Below are 17,456 nucleotides of genomic sequence, written 5' to 3'. Positions count from 1 at the left end.
CCGTCGCTCATGTGGAGACGGGAGACGCTTGCGACGCTTCATAGCTCCTGCGTCGTCGCTCGACGAAAGCGGCGAACGAGTCCCTCGCGCCCACATCGGCACCTCTGCGCTCGCCCCGGGCCGGCGGACATAACTCATCCGATAAGTGGCCCTGAGCCTTGCTCGGAAAGACCCTGCAGCCGCCATCCTGCAATATCACTGGTCTTTCCGCATTGCTCGCAATTCAGGTGAGAGCATCCCCTAGCTCGTCCCCGCTGAACGTTCTCGCGGGAGGCTTCACATCCGCAGCGCGGGCAAGCTAGCGCCGCGCGCCCGCATCCAGGGCTTGCGAGCAAGAAACTGGCGAAGTTCGATACGCGGTCGACGATCCTTCTGATCAATTTGGATTATCCAAACGACGGCCCCGGACTTGGGTTGAGTGTGAGGTTCCGGGACCGTCATCGAGGCGCGGACCGCAGCCCACCCGCGCACTGCCAGTAACGTGGATGTCCGCGCGGCGAACAATTGTCTTCTGGTACAATCCCACTGCGCGTCATCATGCCCGCTAGCGGGCATTGCGGTGCTCGGAGCCGATAGCCAATCCTGGCCCGTCAGCGAAACATCGATGCCTTTCAACCAGGTCCGCCTGATGGGCCGCAGCGCACCGGATATCTCGCGCCGAACTCTTCGCATTTGCCCTGTACCGAAGACCTTTGATCTGGATCAAGGAGTCGAACTATCGATGCAATCTCAACTTGGGCGATAGGCGACGTTCGGAACCATCGACGCCTGTCACATCAAATTCGCGAATTAGGGGGCAACCAACAGACCTGCAACGTAGTGGAGAGACCGCCATGGCCGTCAATCTCATTTCAGCTGCACAACAGCTCCTGACCCCTGAAGTCATTGCGCAGATTTCCTCCTTTCTTGGGATGGACCGAAGCGCGACGCAGAAGGCCGCAATAGCGGCCATCCCGACAATACTGGCCAGCCTGTCGGATCTGGTCGGAACCCCGGCCGGCGCCAATCAACTGTCAAAGCTGCTGTCACAACAGCAAGGCAGCAATCCCATGGATATGTTGCGCAACGCCGGCGCCCCGGACCTGGCTCAGACGGGTTCGAGCATGTTGTCCGGACTGCTTGGAGGCCGAACCATGGATACCATGGCCCAGGCGATCGGGAGTTTCGCGGGAATGGGCGATGGCGGCGGCAAGTCGTTACTCGCCGTGGTCGGGCCGCTGGTCCTGGGTATGCTCGGCAAGCAGCAGCATGACGCCGGGATGGATGCAAACGGACTGGCATCGCTTCTGCGCTCGCAGAAAGATCAGATCATGGCGGCGATTCCATCGGGCCTCAGTGATCAACTCGGCGCCGCGGGCCTGATCGACAAGGCACGCAGTGGAATGGCCTCGGCCGCCGCCACAGGGAGCCGGATCGCCGGCGTTTCCGGCGCCACTGGCGCGAGCCAGGCCGCCATGGCCGCCGGCCGGTCGCAATGGCCATATTGGCTCGCCGCGCTCGTTATCGTTGCCGGGCTTGCCATATATGCGCTTCAGCGTCCGACCGAGCCGACGGTCGCTCAGAGTACAAACATTACGCGGCCCTCAACCGGAACTGTGGGCATGGCGCCCGCGGATCTGACCGTTGACGGCGTGAACCTGGCGAACCAGGTCAATTCGTCCCTTGGTACGCTGCAGGCTCAACTGCCGACCATCACCGATGAAGCTAGCGCGCAGGCGGCCCTGCCGAAGATCAACGACGCCATCTCACAGCTGGATGGCGTCACGGCGCGAGCTGCCAAGCTTTCTCCGGAAGCACGACGCGCGCTTGCCAAGCTGATCGTCGCGGCGGCGCCGGCCATCAATCAGATGTGCGACAAGGTCTCGGCGACACCGGCCGGCACGATCGCAAAGCCCGTGATCGACAATCTTCGTGCCAAGCTCGACCAGTTGGCGAAAGCGTGAAAGCCAGAGACGTCACACGCAATAGACTCGCCACACTTCAGGACGGGACGTGTTTCCCAGCCTCCCGTCCTGCAAGATGAAAGGAGAAGACTCCATGGCCGACAAGACCAGTTTCACCAAGGATGAATGGGCGCTCCTCTTGAGAAGCCCGATGAATGCGGGAATGGCCATTACGGCTGCCGAACCGAGCGGATTGTTTGGCCTTCTGAAGGAATCATTTGCTGGCGGCACCGCGCTCGCCCAGGTGGCTACCGACCCCAATGCCAACCCCTTGGTCAAGGCTGTGGTCGCCGACTTCCAGACGAGCGACGGCCGGGCGGCGGCTCATGACGGGTTGAAGGCAGAGCTCGGCAAGAGCACGCCGCCCGAGATCAAGACCAAGACGATCGCTTCGTTGCGCGAGGTCACGGCGCTGCTTGCTGCGAAAGCTCCGGGTGACGCCGCGGCTTTCAAGGGCTGGCTGCGTCAGATTAGTCAAAAGACGGCTGAGGCTGCATCGGAAGGTGGAGGGTTGTTCGGTGGGGGTGTTCAGGTCAGTGACGCCGAGAAGGCAACCCTCGGCGAAATCTCCAGCGCGCTTGGCATCTGATCTCGGTGGGCCGCACGGCCCACCTCTACGCACCCTGCACCATTGGTTTGCTGGATGCCAGAGCCGCTGGCTTCCCCAAGGCCAGCGGCTCTTCCTTGCGGCGATGTGCGGGCAGTTGGGCAAATTCTCGTTGCGCGTCGGCTGGACGCTGACCGAAGTAGCAACTCCGCTGCCCTCCACGGCAACGTTGACATATGTCAAAGCCGGCAATTCCTGGAACCGAACTACTCCAACCAGCTGAGGCGCTGGGGGGGCCATCATGAAACGATGGAGCGGTCAACCTGCACTGCTCGCTGCTACCGCGATTGCTGCATCATGCATCGCATTCGATGGTGGAATTGACTCTGCGCATGCGAAGTTCGGTCGAATAACGAAGTCGGCGATTGTCCCTGGCGCAACGCCGCTGGAAGTGCATGACCATACCCGCGACGCAAACGGTTCGCCAAACGCCAACGACCTCCCCTCGCTTGCCACGAAATCACCGCGACGGCGTCAGCGCGCAGCAGGGCAAGGCCCGAAAGCTCACGGCGACATTCGGCGCGCAACGCATCGGAAGAGCAACCATCAGCATGCATTTCATAAAAAGCATCCCAGAAGGGAAACCCCATTGTTCGGGCTTGCGAGTTTCTACTCGGAAGACCAGATGACCGCGAGCGGCGAGAGATTCAACAAGCATGCGCTGCATGCGGCGCATCCGTCCTTGCCGTTCGGAACACGCCTGCGCGTGACCAATGTCTTGAACAAAAAGTCCGTGATCGTGAGAGTCAACGACCGTGGTCCAATTGTTCATGGACGCATCATCGACGTTACATCGGGTGCGGCCCAAGCCCTTGGAATGATCAAGATCGGCGTGGTCAATGTCACCCTTGAAATCGTTCGATAATGGCCGCTCATTTCATATATCGACGGCGGCCGGGCCGTGATCAATACGACGGGAAAGGACTGATTTGGGCGTACACGGCCTAATCCCGCTTGAACCGATAGTCGAACGCCCCATCCAGCGGCTTGATCAGCCCGACCGTCGGCGCCGGAAAATGGATCGGCAGGATCAGCGTGTCGGTGTCCGCAACGGAGGCGAAGAACTTTCGCCGCGACACCGCCGACTGCCTGGCATCCCAATCCGGCTTCGCCGACCAGTCCGGCTCGCGGCACTGGATCTGGTGATGCATGAGATCGCCCGCGACCACTGCGCGGCGCCCGTTCGAAAAGATATTCACGCAGCAATGACAGGGTGAGTGCCCCGGCGTCGGCGTCAGCGTGACGGTGTCATCGAGCGCGTAGTCGTCGTCCACCAGCAGCGCCTGCCCGGCCTCGACGATCGGCAGGCAGTTGTCGCGGAAGACGGTGCCCGGCGGGTTGTTGCCTTTGGCATTCTCCGCCTCCCAGGCCGCGTACTCGCCCTTGTGAAAGACGTACTTTGCATTCGGAAACGTCGGCACCCAGCGGCCGTCGCGCAGCGTCGTATTCCAGCCGGTGTGGTCGATGTGCAGATGGGTGCAGAAGACGTAATCGATCTGCTCGAAAGAGATGCCGAGCGCGAACAATTCGTTGCGCCAGCGCTCCTTGCCGGGAAAGTCGAACGGCGGCGGATGGCCCTTGTCCTCGCCGGTGCAGGTGTCGACGAGGATGGTGTAGCGCGGCGTGCGCACCACGAAGGTCTGGTAGGTGATGACCATCATGCCGCGCGCGGCGTCGAACACCTCCGGCTCCATGGTCGGCAGATGACGGGCGAACACGCCCTCCTCATAAGCCGGGAAGAAATCCTGCGGCCGCCGCCACGGCCCTTCCCGCTCGATCACCGCATCGATGGTGATGTCGCCGATCCGGAGTTGCCTCATGGTTGTTCGCTCCCTTTTTGGGAGGGAACGTAGCGGGCGACATAGGACCGTTCAAGCCGCGAGGCGTACAGGCCTCCCATGCACCCCGATTGCCGCAAATCAACCTCAAACGCCGCCGACGATAACCCTGGAATGGGGAATATCTGGTGGGCAGGAAACTCAGAGTCGTCACGGCAGTCCTGATTGCCGTGGCCGCGGGCGTCTACATCAACAACACCGATCTGCTGGCGCCGCATCGCGACGGCAAACCGGTGCTGCTCGCGCATCGCGGTATGGCACAACGGTTTGACGAGCGCGATGTGAGGAACGACACCTGCACCGCCGCGCGAATGTTGCCGCCGGCGCATGACTACCTCGAGAACACCCTCCGTTCGATGCATGCGAGCTTCGACGCCGGCGCCGATGCGGTCGAGCTCGACGTGCACCCGACGACCGACGGCGAATTCGCCGTTTTCCATGACTGGACTCTCGACTGCCGTACCGACGGCCAAGGCGTCACGCGCGAACAGAGCATGGCGAAACTGAAAATGCTTGACATCGGCTACGGCTACACGGCCGACGGCGGCAAGACATTCCCGTTTCGCGGTAAAGGCATCGGGATGATGCCGACATCGTCGGAGGTGTTCGCCGCCTTCCCTGACAAGAAACTCCTGATCAACGTGAAGAGCCGAGACCCAAACGAAGGCGAGAAACTTGCCGCCGTGCTGAACGCGCTCCCGGCCGAGCGGCGCCGGACGATCATGGTCTATGGCGGCGACGAGCCCATCGACGTGATCCGTGGCCTCACCCCTGATGTCCGCACCATTTCGCGCGGGGCCATCCGGAGCTGCCTGATCCGCTATATCGGCTATGGCTGGACCGGCCTGATGCCAGCCGCCTGCCGCAACGCGATGGTGCTGGTACCGATCAACGCCGCGCCCTGGCTATGGGGCTGGCCCGATCGCTTCCTCAATCGCATGACCGACGCCAACAGCGCGGTCTTCGTGCTCGGCCCCTACAGCGGCGGCGAGTTCTCCACCGGCATCGATGCGCCCGAATTGTTCGCCCGGCTGCCGCAAGCCTATTCCGGCGGGATCTGGACCAACGAGATCGAGGCGATCGCCACGATCTCGCGCAAGAGCAAAAACTAGCTCCGCAGCCCCGGCGCCTCCTGCCCGGTCCGCGCGACATATTCCGTGTAGCCGCCGCCGAACTGATGGATGCCTCCCGGCGTCAGCTCCAGCACGCGGTTCGACAGCGTCGCCAGGAAGTGACGGTCATGCGAGACGAACAGCATGGTGCCCTCGAAATCCGCCAGCGCCGTGATCAGCATCTCCTTGGTGGCGAGGTCGAGATGGTTGGTCGGCTCGTCCAGCACCAGGAAGTTTGGTGGATCGAACAGCATCTTGGCCATCACCAGGCGCGCCTTCTCGCCGCCCGACAGCACGCGGCAGCGCTTCTCGACATCGTCGCCGGAGAAGCCGAAACAGCCGGCGAGCGCGCGCAACGAGCCCTGCCCTGCGGTCGGAAACTGGTCTTCGAGCGACTGAAACACAGTGCGCTCACCGTCGAGCAGGTCCATCGCGTGCTGGGCGAAATAGCCCATCTTGACGCTGCCGCCGACTGCCACCGTGCCCTCGTCCGGCTCGCTCGCACCGGCGATGAGCTTGAGCAGCGTCGACTTGCCGGCGCCGTTGACGCCCATCACGCACCAGCGCTCCCTGCGGCGGATCATGAAATCGAGGCCGTCATAGATGCGCTTGCTGCCGTAGCCCTTGTGGACGTTCTTGAGCGCCACGACGTCCTCGCCCGAGCGCGGCGCCGGCGGGAAATCGAACGCCACGGTCTGGCGGCGGCGCGGCGGCTCGACCCGCTCGATCTTGTCGAGCTTCTTCACCCGGCTCTGCACCTGGGCCGCATGAGACGCGCGCGCCTTGAAACGCTCGATAAACTTGATCTCCTTGGCGAGCATGGCCTGCTGGCGCTCGAACTGCGCCTGCTGCTGCTTCTCGTTCTGCGCCCGTTGCTGCTCGTAGAACTCGTAATCGCCGGTATAGGTCGTGAGCGATCCGGAATCGATCTCGATCACCTTGGAGATCACGCGGTTGATGAACTCGCGATCATGCGAGGTCATCAGCAGCGTGCCTTCGAAATCGTGCAGGAATTTTTCCAGCCAGATCAGGCTTTCGAGATCGAGATGGTTGCTCGGCTCGTCGAGCAGCATGACGTCGGGACGCATCAAAAGAATACGCGCCAGCGCGACGCGCATCTTCCAGCCGCCGGAAAGCTTGCCGACATCGCCGTCCATCATCTCCTGGCTGAAGCCGAGGCCGGACAGCGCCTCGCGCGCGCGGCCGTCGAGCGCATAGCCGTCGAGTTCCTCGAACGCGTGCTGCACCTCGCCATAGCGCGCGATGATCTCGTCCATCTGGTCGGCCTTGTCGGGGTCGGCCATCGCGGCCTCGAGCTCGCGCAACTCGGCTGCGACCTCGCTCACGGGACCTGCACCATCCATCACCTCGGCCACGGCGCTGCGGCCGCTCATCTCGCCGACGTCCTGGTTGAAATAGCCGATGGTAATGCCGCGATCGGTCGAAACCTGCCCTTCATCGGGCAGTTCCTCACCGGCGATCATCCGGAACAGCGTGGTCTTTCCCGCGCCGTTCGGGCCGACGAGGCCGATCTTCTCGCCCTTGTTGAGGGCGGCGGAAGCTTCGATGAACAGGATCTGGTGGCCGGCTTGCTTGCTGACGTTGTCGAGGCGGATCATGGGGTCTTTTTGGGGGGAATGTTGCGTTGCAGCGTCATAGGCCATACGGGCCGCCAGGGGAAGCCCGGCCGGGCCCGGATTCCACCCGCCAGACGCCAGCTTCCTGTAATTCATCCCGACGCGACGCTTCGCGCCCGCTGCCTGCCGTCTCGCTGTCCGCTTCCAGCCGAAGCGCGCTGTCCGAGCGGCAAGGCGTGACGTCCGCCAATGTCCCATATAGCGGACTTGCCGCTACCGCCCGTCAGGCGTCGGCTTGTGACCCATAGCGGTCATGGGACCTTCTTTGCCCGCCTGCATCCGGGAGCCTTTCTCGCAATGATGCTGTTCCCCGCATAGGCGATGCTGTCAACGTGCACGCCGTCGCCAATTGCTCGGGGTATCCCCGGTCAGCTTCCTGAAGGCGGCGGCGAACGCGGTCTGGGAAGAATAGCCGAGCGCGACCGCGATCGAGATGACCGACGCGTCGGTGTCGCGCAGCATGTTTTTGGCCTCCTCGAGCCGTTGCTGGCGCCGCCAGGCATGTGGGGAAAGCCCGGTGCTCTTCTTGAAAGCGCGGCAGAAGTGGAAGCGCGACAGACCGGCATCCGAGGCGAGCGTGGCCAGGGAGACGTCAGCGTCGATGTCCGAGTGCAGGCGCTCGATGGCCCGGCGCAATACGACCGGTGAGAGGCCGCCCCGCGTCGGCTGGAACGTGGACGGCGCGCCGACATGCGCCGCCAGCAGGCGCGTGGCCAAGAGGTCCATCAGCTGATGCCTGAACAGTGTATCCACGACGACATTGCCCACCACGGCGTCGGTCGCGGTCAGGAGCAATCGGGATGTAATGGGGTCGGGATGCGCCGTTCGCTCCAGCAGATCGGTCGAGGTGGCGCTGTCGACCTCGCCTGCAACCCGCTCGAGCGTGGCGTGCGGAAGATAGAGTTGGATGACATCGACAGGTTTCGGAATATCCCACCGGGAGCTCGATCCTTCGGGGATGATGATCACGACTCCGGGACGAAACGTACCGATCGCAACCGCGCTTCCCATCCGCCGCTCCATGCGCTGCACCGTGCCGTTGTAAGCCATGATGACGTGATGGCTCATGGGCGCGACGACGTCGTGCAGTGGGTCATGCTTCCAGTGGGCGATTCCGGCGCCGGAGGAATCCAAAGCCATGTGAAATGGCGTGGTCCCGAGCACCCGCGCCATTTCTGCACCGGCGGGAGGGCGCTCGGCATGAGCCGGAGTGACTTGGCACGCCTCAGGCGCAACTGACGCGTCCTCCAGGGAAGCGCGCAAGATATGCTTGTTCATGAACGTATCCTCGCACTCGGGAGGCGATGCAGGTGGTAAGCCGTGCCTCGGCTCGGCCAGGTTTGTTGCGTTGATTGCGAACGTCAGTGCGCGTCGAGTGCAGGCGGGCCAACCATTTCTCGAACCCTCGTTCCCGAAGGGTGAGAAAATGTGTACTGTTTCGAACGGAAAAGACCTTGCAGCCGGCCTGAATTGCGATCGAGTTTTCCTTGGCTTCTTGTCCAGGAAGGATCACAAGTGTCGTTTCTATTCGAAGATTATTGTCTCGATGCCAACCGGCGCGAGCTCAAGCGAGGCTCCGAGCTCATCCCCATCGGACCGAAGGTGTTCGACCTGCTGCTCTTCCTGGTCCGAAACCGGGAACAGGTCGTGACAAGGGACGATCTTCTGAAGGCGGTGTGGGAAGGACGGATCGTGTCCGAATCCACGCTGACCAGCCACGTCAATGCCGTGCGCAAGGCAATCGGGGATACCGGCAAGGAGCAACGCCTGATCCGGACGGTTTCTCGCAGAGGCTTCCGGTTTGTTGGCGAGATCATCGAGGAAGAATTGCCCGCGCGAGCCTCGGTCACAGACCCAGGTACGGATCTTGGCGTTCAACATGTAAGGAACATTCAGGAGCCAATCAGGGCCTTTGAGGTCGATGCGCCGACGGAAACGCGAGAGGCTGCGCCAGTTTTTGCTGCCGAGGCCGGGAGTCCGCCTCCGCTGCCCGACAGGCCTTCCATTGCGGTGCTTCCGTTTCAGAATATGTCTGGCGATGTTGAACAGGAATACTTTGCCGATGGAATGGCCGAGGACATCATCACGGCGCTGTCCCGTTTCAAGGCGCCATTTGTCATCGCCCGAAACTCCAGCTTCACCTACAAGGCGCGCGCTGTCGACGTGAAGCAGGTGGGGCGCGAGCTTGGGGTGCGCTACGTGTTGGAAGGGAGCGTTCGCAAGGCGGCAAACCGAGTGCGCATTACGGGACAACTCGTCGATACCGCTACTGGAGCACATATTTGGGCCGATCGGTTTGATGGCGAGCTCGGCGACATCTTCGATTTGCAGGACCAGGTGACTGAAAGCGTTGTCGGGGCGATCGCGCCTGCGGTGGAGAAAGCTGAGATCGAGCGCGCCAAACGCAAGCCGACCGCTAGTCTCGACGCCTATGCCCACTATTTGCGCGGTCTGGCCCGGCTTCATCAGTTTGGTAACCGGCAAGCGAACGACGAGGCATTGCGTCTGTTCAACCGCGCGATCGAGCTCGACCCGGAATTTGCCACCGCCTACGGTCGCGCAGCCTTTTGCTACCTCATTGCCAGGATCAATGGCTGGATTCCGGACACGGCGAACGCGATTGCCGAAGTGAAGAAGCTCACCCAACGGGCAGTTGAGTTGGGCAAGGATGACGCTAACGCGCTCTCCGCTGGCGGGAATGCGTTAGCGTTTGTTGTTGGGGATCTCGGGGTAGGTGCCGGCTTAGTTGATCGCGCGATCGCGCTTAATTCCAATTTGGCTGAGGCATGGAATTTCGGCGGCTGGGTAAAACTCTGGCTCGGCGAGCCGGAATCGGCGATCGAGCGCTTCGCACGAGCCATTCGCCTGAGCCCACTTGATCCGTGGCTGATGGGCATGCGAGCCGGGACCGCGTATGCACATTTCTTTTTGGACCGCTATGACGAAGCGGCATCATGGGCGGCAATGGCATTGCAGTGCAGCCCGGACTATCGGCCTGGATTACGGATCACCGCCGCAAGCAACGCAATGGCCGGTCGGCCGGAGCAAGCACACAAGGCCGTGGCTCGGCTGCGAGAACTGAGCCCCACGCTGCGCCTTTCCAATCTCAAAGATGTGCTTGGCCCTTATCGACGTGCTGAGGACGTCGCGCGATATGAGGAAGGATTGCGGCAAGCAGGGCTGCCCGAATGACCAACTCGGCCAAGGTACTCGCCTTGGCAACGCGGTGATCGAATAAGCGCAACTTCCGCTAATGGCGCAAAGCGGACGCTTTGTAGTCTTTGCTCAGATGTCGACTTGTGACCCGGAGCAGACGTCGATCCCTGGCGATCATGACTTGCCGCAGTTACCCCCGTTGACTAGCTTAGCTGCTGGCAAAATGCCCTGTCGTGAAATTTGCAAGACCGATTTGATAGACTCTGTTTGAACAACATGGGTGTCTTCATGGTTCGGCTTCCGGTTATTTTCTTGCTGGGAATTTTCTGGGCGTCACTGAGCAGTTTGAGCGCTTTCGGACAGAGTTGCGGTACAACGCCGCTCGACGTGCAAATCCTCGGTTCTGGTGGCCCCAGAATGAATCCCACTCGGGCATCGACGAGTTATCTGGTCTGGATCGAGGGGCGCGCAAGAATACTCATCGACATGGGCGGTGGTGCTCAACACCGCTTTGGTGAATCGCAAGCCAAACTCGAAGACTTGTGGATGGTCGGAATAAGCCATCTTCATCCAGATCACGTTTCCGACTTGCCAGCGTTCCTTTGGCTGAGCCACGAGGTCCGCAAGGAACCTCTCAAGGTTTTCGGTCCTACAGGCAACGATGCGGCCCCTGACTTTGCGATTTTCCTCAACAGGCTTTTTGACGAGAAGACTGGCGCATTTCCAGTGCTCGGATCGGCGTTAGGCGGCTCATACGGGGGCGGCGGCGTGCGGCCCGATATGGGGCGCGTTGTGGCGGGTGGCGTTCGACTTGATGTCGGAGTGATTGACGCTGTCAAAAGCGATCCATCCGTGGTTTTGCAGCGCGAGGGAACGACAGTCACGGCACGGAAAATCCCGCATGGAAATATGCCAACCTTGGCCTATCGCGTGCAGACCGGAAATGTGTCGATCGTGTTTAGCTCCGACCAAAACGGCACCGATCCAGGCTTCGTCGAATTCGCAAAGGGCGCGAACCTCCTGATCATGCATCTTGCAATCGCGCCCGGTGCGAATGTTCCCTTGCACGCAACACCGGCAGTCGTCGGACGCGTTGCCCAAGAGGCTGCGGTCAAGCAGCTCATCGTCAGTCATTTCGGTCTGTTTGAACTCGATGCGGCCATCGCTGATTTGCGAACTGCCTACAACGGGCCACTCATCGTCGGAGCAGACATGCAGTGTACGCCAGTGCTGTGAGACCCGCGGTCCTTCGCTGGTTGATGTCCGGTTATGGCCCACAGCGGACCTGCCGCTGCCACCCGTCAGGCGTCATCCTCTGCCCCCTTGGTTGACTTTGCTCAGTGTGCTTCCCGCACCGGCAACTGCCCCCTTGAGCAAAACCAGCTGTGGCTCTTCCACCGGTTGTTGAAAATCGCGGGAGCAACCAATTTACGGATTGTTAGTAGATTCTATCGTAAATGGTTCAAGAAGATAACAACAACCATACCGGGTTCCATTACCCGACCAAATCCATGAATGCATCTGCTTTCCTGATCGCGACGGCCTTTGCCGCAGCATTCCTTGCTGTGGAGTACAAGTGGTACTACCAGCCCGACATGTTCAATCCGGATGTCGTGCTCAGCATCTTCTCTAACGAGCACATGAAAGCTCGCGCAGCAGTTCGGCACGTGCTGATCGATCCGGACTCGGCCAAATTCAGCGCATTGCGTTCAGTCGAGGCCGACGCGGCGCGATATGTCTGCGGCGCCGTCAACGCAAGAGACAAATCCGGCCAATCCATCGATGCCGCTTTCGTCTACACTGTGGCCGTTGACTTTGCCCGCATCGACGACGACGGCCGGATCACGCAGCTGCGCTCGGGATTTCGGCCTTGCCCCACTGAAAATGACAAGGTCGCGCAGCAGAAGCCTGCTCTTTCGCCTGGCATGCTGTCCGTTGCGCAAACCGTTCAGAAGGTTGCTCCGCAGGCCGGCACCTCAACTGTGTCAGGTCTGACGACGCGTGCACCTGCGGCAGGCGCAACGGCGTCCGGCGGGACCATGGAGCAGCAGCTCCGCGAGCTGGGCGCACGGACTGTCCCGCCTCAATCGGCCAATGGAGCCCAGGCAAACTTGCCGGGAGAGCGTGGGACCGGCAAGGAGAGTGAGTGGCGAGCCGATCAGCCTCCCGTCGCATGGCCCAAATTCCCTCCGGATCACCCTTTGGCGAGGTCAACCCGGAAACGGAGCCCCTCCGAAGCACTCGCCTTGGCGAACGGCGTCGAGGAGCGCTGGAACCAAGCCAAGTCGTCCGGAAACGTCGCGATGCGTCCCTCGTCGGACGAAATCAAAGAGGCGTGTCGCGCATTGCTTGCGATCGATCCCACAGACAGCGAATATCGAAAGGCTTGGGCAACTTTCGTGCACCTGCAAGACATCGACCGCGATGTTGCGATGAAATGAAGCGCGAGAGGTAGAAGAACTGGCCTTCCCGCCTCTGGCCCAAGGACGACATTCGTCCCAGACCACTTCGATGTCACTTTTTGGCATAAGCCGACGCGGCTTCGATGAGGATACGTCCTAGGCCCGCCGCATCAGCTTGAGCGAGGCTGCAAGGCGCAGGCTGCGCTTGCCGGCGAGCGCGATGCCTTCGAGCTCACCGCTATCCGCCGTGCAGGTTCCGGAGAAGCCGATCCCGACTTCATAGCCGCCAAACACGGGATTTTCGCCCTTCGCCGGCGTGTGCTCCTGGTTCAGCATCTCGCCCTTCCAGCGGCCGTCCGCCGAGGAATAGGAGCCGAGATAGTAGAAGAACGCATCGCCGCCGAGGATGCGGCCGTCGATCAGGAGCATCACGCCCGATAATCCGGCATCGACACCGTCAAGCGCGCGCAGGCTCATCCCATAGAGTCCGTTGGCGATGCCGCCCGGACCGACCGCACCACTCGGAGGCAGCCCCTCGTCGTCGAGCCGGGTGAGATTGGCCCAGAATTTTGCGCCCGGCATGGTGTCCGCGCCACCCTCGAGACGGATCTGGTTGCCGTGCAGCCGCCCGCGCGCACCGATCGAGGCGATATCGGCTCCCATCAGCGGCTTGTAATTGGGATCCTCGTTGTGCCGTTCGGTGATCACCTCGGCGACGATCTCGCCGTCGCGCTCGGCATAGGTTCCAAGGTGCGCGAAGGCCGAATTGCCGCCCAGCATCTTGCCGTCATGCAGGCACATGATGCTGCGGCCGAAGGCGCCGTTGATGCCGTATTCAACCTTGTAGAGTCCATCCAGCAACGTCTTGAGCCCGCAAAATCAGAAAAGAATCGCGGGCTACCTAGGCCGTGATCCCATAAATCAGCCGATCGGTCGGCTTGCCAGAGTCCGCTATGCCCCCGATAGCTACCAAATTCCGCAGCACAGCGAAATGATGCGAAGGGCCAAAACCGGAAATCGTCAACTTACCAGGAATACCGCACCACGCCCTTGCCGGCGTAGCTGGTGGTGACGTCGGAGAACTCGCCTTCGAAGGTGGCGGCGGCGGACCAGCCGTTCAGCCATTTCTTCTCGACGGAGGCGGTGACGAGCGCGGAGTCGCTGGCTTGCGCGGCGCCGCTAACGACAAAGGATGCGCCCGGCAATGTCTGGAACGTCGCACCGATATTGCGGCCGGGGTTGAAATCATGCGCCCATGCCAGGCGCCCTCGCAGCGTGAAGATTCCGTCCGCCATCGCATATGATTTGTCGCTGCGAAGGCCGAGCTCGCTGCGCGTATCAGTGACACTCTTCGAGGCGTAGGCGAGCGCAAAGGTATTGACGCCGGTTACCGCCTGCTCGGCATAGGCAGGCAGGTCGAAGGTGGTGAACTGGCCTGCGGCGTAGGGCGTGATGCCGATGCCGCCCGCCCACGGGCTGACAAAGCGATAGCCGCCTTCGACGCGGCCCGAGAAGGCATTGGCGTTGAACTGCGCGCGCAGCTGGTCGATGCCGGCCACCGTCACGGTACGGTTGGTGGTGATGTCCTGCCAGCCATAGGCCAGCGCGCCGGAGATATACGCCGCACCGGCATTGTGCCGGATGAAGGCGCCGGCCTGGAACAGATCAGATCGGCCAGAGCCGCCGTTGACGACGCTGAAGTTCGTACCACCGCCGGCCAGCGCAAAGCCTGCCAGCGTATTCGGCGAGATACGGTAATCGGCGCCGACCGCGGTGCCTGCGATGCGGCTGGTCGTGTTGTTGGAGCCGAGTGTCGTGTTGCCGTCGGTGGTCTGCGAGCCGCCATAGCCTGCCGCCCACACGCTCCAGCGCTGCGCGAACGGATCGGCCATGACGACCGCCTTAGTGAACATCGCATGGGCGTCCCGCGCCGCACCGGAGCGTGGCATGTCCGGTGAGGCGTAGGCCGATGCGCCCGCCGATGATCCCGCTGAAACGCCATCGCCGCGACCGTCGATGAAGGGATCGGTCAGCAATCCCATGAACTGGTTCATCGCGTTGAAGGTCGTCTGCTGCGAGCCGGTCGCGGTCTCGCCGGAGATCTGGGTCAGTCCCGCCGGCGTCAGCCCGCCGAACGCCAGCGGAATACCGCCGTTGGAGTTGAAGAAATTGACGATCGGGTCGGCGATGTTCCGTTGGTTGTTGTTGAGACCCGTCCCGGGCGGCGGCCCGAAACTGAGAACGAGATTGAGATACGCATTGTTGGCGTCATAGCTCAGGCTCGACGCGAATCCACCCGGCAAGTTGGTGTTGACGATCGAGCCGAACGTGCTGGTGCCGATACCGCCGGTGGCGTTGAGGATGGTGTATTGCTTTGCGACATAGGCCCCGGCTGCGAAAGATGCTTTGACGGTGGCGCCGCCGAACGTCGCCACGCCGGTGACGTTGGTGCGGTCGGCCGCCGAAGGCGACACCTCGACCATGTAGCTCGATGCGGCCGTCAACACGAGATTGCCCTGCACGGTCAACGTACCGATCGAATTGCCGGGCGCCAGCGTGCCGCCATTGATGGTCGTGTTGCCGACCGTACCGTTGCCGCCGAGCGTGCCGCCGGCATTCACCGTCACCGCGCTGGCCGTGCTCGTGCCGTTGACCGAGAGCAGGCCGCCGTTGACCGTGGTCGCGCCTGTGAAGGTGTTGGTGCCCGTCACATTGGTCGCGCCGCTATTCGCCGTCAGCGTCATGCCGCCGCCGAGGCTGTTCAGCGTGCCGCCGCTTGAGGTCACCGCGCCGGTCAACGCGCCGTTGGCCAACGTGCCGCCCGATAGCGAAACGATATTGATCGTTTGTCCCAGCAAACCGAGATCGAGCGTGCCACCGGTGTTGATTGTCGTCGCACTCGTAGCGCTGAATGTGTTCGCCGCAGCGCCCCTTAGCGTGCCGGCATTGATCGTCGTAGCTCCAGTATAAGTGTTGGCGCCAGAAAAGCTGAGCGTGCCGATGCCGCTCTTGGTAATGGCGCTCGATCCACCGGTGCCGCCGAGGCCGTCCGAGGCCGCGGAGCCGCCGGAACCGTTCTGATCGGCGATGGCGTCCGACACCGTGTAGCTGCCGCTGCCACCGAAGGTCAGCGTCGAGCCCTGCACAAAGAAGCCCGTGCCTAAGGCCGAGCCCGCACCGCCGCCGTTGGAGCCGGTGCCGCCGGCTACGCTGCCGCCCGAGGTCGAGCCGTTGCCGTTGATGGTGAGCGAGCCGCCCTTGACCACGAACACCGCCCCGCCCATGCCGCCGCCGCCGCCGTTCCCGCCACTGGCGCCGTCGCCGCCGCCAAAGCCACCCGCACCGCCGGCCCCGCCGCCTCCGCCCCCACCGCCAAACCCACCCGCGCCGCCGCCGCCGCCACCGCCGCCGCCAAAGCCGCCCGCACCGCCGCCACCGCCGCCGCCGCCACCGAAGCCACCGGCGCCGCCAGGGCCGCTGAAACCACCGCCGCCGCCGCCGAAACCACCGCCGCCGCCGCCGTTCAAGCCGGTGCCGCCGCCGCCGCCGAAACCACCCGCCCCGCCGGTCGAGCCGGAACTGCTTGCACCGCCGAAGCCGCCACCCCCGCCCGCATTTCCGATACCGCCGCCGCCGCCGCCATTGGCACCACCCGTGGTGCCACCACCAAATCCGGCGCCGCCGGCGCCGTTGAGGCCGGCTATCGACAGGAGGCCCGCGGTGCCGTTCGTGCCGTTTCCGCCGGCGCCGCTATAGCCGCCGCCGCCGGCAGCGGCAACGGAACCGCCGAAAATGCCGCCGCCGCCGGGGCCGCCGCCGCCGAAGATGCCGCCGCCGCCGCTGCCGCCGCCGCTGCCACCGAGGCCGCCGCCGCCGCGAAACGTGTTGGTTGTTGCGTTGCCGCCCTTCGCGTTGTTGTTGGCGAAGCTGACATTGCTCAGCGTCACGTCGGCCGACTGGTTGACGAACAGCGCGCCGCCCGCCCCCATGCCGCCGCCGGCGCCGTTGCCGCCGCCCTGGGCGAGGCCCGCGGACAGGATGACGTTGCTGATCGCCACCTGAGGGCGGTCCGCGATGATCGAGCCCGCCACCCCCGCGCTGGTCTGCGTCGCGGTGTCAACGCCGACCATAAAGATGCGCTGCGAATTGTTGCCGCTGATGGTGAACCCGTTGCCGTTGATGGTCACCGAGTTGAAGATCGGCGACAGCGGCCCCGACAGCGTGACATTGGTCTGCAGGTTGATGATGAAGCCGCCGGGGGGCGTGGAAGCATTGATCTGCGCGAGCGCGGCGCTAAGCGTGCCGGCGCCGCCAGTCGAGCCCCCCGAGGTGGTGCCGGTGTCGTTGGCGACCGTGACGTTGATCACCGTCTGGGCCTGCGCTCCGGTCGCGAGCGCGCCGAGCAAGACGCCGGCGAACAGCGCCGCGCGCGTCATCGCCGCGCGCATGGTCGCCGCAAAGCGGCTAATCGATCGCTTGCGCCCAACAACGGCCGCGCCGGTTTCCAGCGCGCCTTCAGACGCTACAAAATAAGACAACCCAAACCTCCCCGCAGCCCAAATAGCGACCGTTGAAATACCATTGCGCCGTTGCGGCGCCGGTCGCGCATGGACCCGTTAAGCGGGGCTCTGTGGAATCAGGTTTAGCGGGGGAACATCGCGGTGTCCGACCAATATCGGTCATCCGACAAAGCGCGCCGCCCTATTTGGCCGACTGCGTGATTAATATCACAGGAGGAACGCGGATATCGACATCACCAGT

12 protein-coding genes are annotated in these 17,456 nt (G+C 62.8%); 7 read left to right on the top strand and 5 right to left on the bottom strand.

Going from position 1 to position 17,456, the window contains the following annotated elements; translation table 11 throughout:
* Positions 1-833 precede the first annotated feature (833 nt).
* The 3 genes from ABIA90_RS06945 to ABIA90_RS06935 all read left to right on the top strand — a co-directional run bounded on the left by ABIA90_RS06945 (position 834) and on the right by ABIA90_RS06935 (position 3,415).
* A complete protein-coding gene (locus ABIA90_RS06945; RefSeq protein WP_063983611.1) occupies positions 834-1,943 on the top strand; it encodes a DUF937 domain-containing protein in 1,110 nt (369 codons plus the stop codon).
* Positions 1,944-2,037: 94 nt separating this feature from the next.
* Positions 2,038-2,532, top strand: coding sequence for a hypothetical protein (locus tag ABIA90_RS06940; RefSeq protein ID WP_354122082.1), 495 nt, complete (start codon positions 2,038-2,040; stop codon positions 2,530-2,532).
* 259 nt (positions 2,533-2,791) lie between these two features.
* Positions 2,792-3,415, top strand: a complete 624-nt coding sequence (locus tag ABIA90_RS06935; RefSeq protein WP_354122083.1) for a septal ring lytic transglycosylase RlpA family protein — start codon at positions 2,792-2,794, stop codon at positions 3,413-3,415.
* Positions 3,416-3,494: 79 nt separating this feature from the next.
* On the opposite strand, the gene ABIA90_RS06930 is transcribed toward ABIA90_RS06935, so the two are convergent.
* Entirely contained in the window at positions 3,495-4,370 is an 876-nt protein-coding gene (locus ABIA90_RS06930; RefSeq protein WP_354122084.1) for an MBL fold metallo-hydrolase, read from the bottom strand.
* Between the two features lie 146 nt (positions 4,371-4,516).
* Here ABIA90_RS06930 and ABIA90_RS06925 point away from each other — a divergent pair, with 146 nt between their 5' ends.
* The gene (locus tag ABIA90_RS06925; RefSeq protein WP_354122085.1) at positions 4,517-5,500 is read left to right on the top strand and encodes a glycerophosphodiester phosphodiesterase family protein; all 984 of its coding nucleotides are present in this window, start codon (positions 4,517-4,519) and stop codon (positions 5,498-5,500) included.
* Here the strand turns inward: ABIA90_RS06925 and ABIA90_RS06920 are convergent.
* Complete coding sequence (locus ABIA90_RS06920) at positions 5,497-7,119, bottom strand: ABC-F family ATP-binding cassette domain-containing protein (protein WP_354122086.1); 1,623 nt, start codon at positions 7,117-7,119, stop codon at positions 5,497-5,499. The genes ABIA90_RS06925 and ABIA90_RS06920 overlap by 4 nt on opposite strands.
* 345 nt (positions 7,120-7,464) lie before the next feature.
* On the bottom strand, positions 7,465-8,415 hold the full coding sequence (locus tag ABIA90_RS06915; RefSeq protein ID WP_354122087.1) for a helix-turn-helix domain-containing protein: 951 nt from the start codon (positions 8,413-8,415) through the stop codon (positions 7,465-7,467).
* A 237-nt stretch (positions 8,416-8,652) separates the two neighbouring features.
* Here ABIA90_RS06915 and ABIA90_RS06910 point away from each other — a divergent pair, with 237 nt between their 5' ends.
* From ABIA90_RS06910 to ABIA90_RS06900, 3 genes are all read left to right on the top strand, one after another.
* A complete protein-coding gene (locus ABIA90_RS06910; RefSeq protein ID WP_354122088.1) occupies positions 8,653-10,329 on the top strand; it encodes a winged helix-turn-helix domain-containing tetratricopeptide repeat protein in 1,677 nt (558 codons plus the stop codon).
* 240 nt (positions 10,330-10,569) lie between these two features.
* Entirely contained in the window at positions 10,570-11,529 is a 960-nt protein-coding gene (locus ABIA90_RS06905; RefSeq protein ID WP_354122146.1) for an MBL fold metallo-hydrolase, read from the top strand.
* Between the two features lie 221 nt (positions 11,530-11,750).
* The gene (locus ABIA90_RS06900) at positions 11,751-12,734 is read left to right on the top strand and encodes a hypothetical protein (RefSeq protein ID WP_354122089.1); all 984 of its coding nucleotides are present in this window, start codon (positions 11,751-11,753) and stop codon (positions 12,732-12,734) included.
* Positions 12,735-12,851: 117 nt separating this feature from the next.
* Here the strand turns inward: ABIA90_RS06900 and ABIA90_RS06895 are convergent, their stop codons facing one another.
* Together ABIA90_RS06895 and ABIA90_RS06890 are read right to left on the bottom strand one after the other, a co-directional pair.
* A complete protein-coding gene (locus tag ABIA90_RS06895) occupies positions 12,852-13,556 on the bottom strand; it encodes a GrlR family regulatory protein (protein ID WP_354122090.1) in 705 nt (234 codons plus the stop codon).
* 164 nt (positions 13,557-13,720) lie between these two features.
* Positions 13,721-17,233 carry an autotransporter domain-containing protein gene (locus tag ABIA90_RS06890; RefSeq protein WP_354122091.1) on the bottom strand — a complete coding sequence of 1,171 codons (3,513 nt, stop codon included), beginning with the start codon at positions 17,231-17,233 and terminating at the stop codon, positions 13,721-13,723.
* Positions 17,234-17,456: the final 223 nt, after the last annotated feature.

The sequence above is a fragment of the Bradyrhizobium sp. LA6.8 genome (assembly GCF_040547935.1).
In the GTDB taxonomy this organism is placed as follows: domain Bacteria; phylum Pseudomonadota; class Alphaproteobacteria; order Rhizobiales; family Xanthobacteraceae; genus Bradyrhizobium; species Bradyrhizobium barranii.
Note: the sequence above shows the minus strand (reverse complement) of the source record. Positions and strands in the feature narration are given on the sequence as shown.

Coding starts and splice junctions, on each gene's coding strand:
- ABIA90_RS06920 (WP_354122086.1), bottom strand. CDS start 7,119: ATGATCCGCCTCGACAACGTCAGCAAGCAAGCCGGCCACCAGATCCTG.
- ABIA90_RS06905 (WP_354122146.1), top strand. CDS start 10,570: ATGGGTGTCTTCATGGTTCGGCTTCCGGTTATTTTCTTGCTGGGAATT.
- ABIA90_RS06915 (WP_354122087.1), bottom strand. CDS start 8,415: ATGAACAAGCATATCTTGCGCGCTTCCCTGGAGGACGCGTCAGTTGCG.
- ABIA90_RS06930 (WP_354122084.1), bottom strand. CDS start 4,370: ATGAGGCAACTCCGGATCGGCGACATCACCATCGATGCGGTGATCGAG.
- ABIA90_RS06935 (WP_354122083.1), top strand. CDS start 2,792: ATGAAACGATGGAGCGGTCAACCTGCACTGCTCGCTGCTACCGCGATT.
- ABIA90_RS06945 (WP_063983611.1), top strand. CDS start 834: ATGGCCGTCAATCTCATTTCAGCTGCACAACAGCTCCTGACCCCTGAA.
- ABIA90_RS06900 (WP_354122089.1), top strand. CDS start 11,751: ATGGTTCAAGAAGATAACAACAACCATACCGGGTTCCATTACCCGACC.
- ABIA90_RS06940 (WP_354122082.1), top strand. CDS start 2,038: ATGGCCGACAAGACCAGTTTCACCAAGGATGAATGGGCGCTCCTCTTG.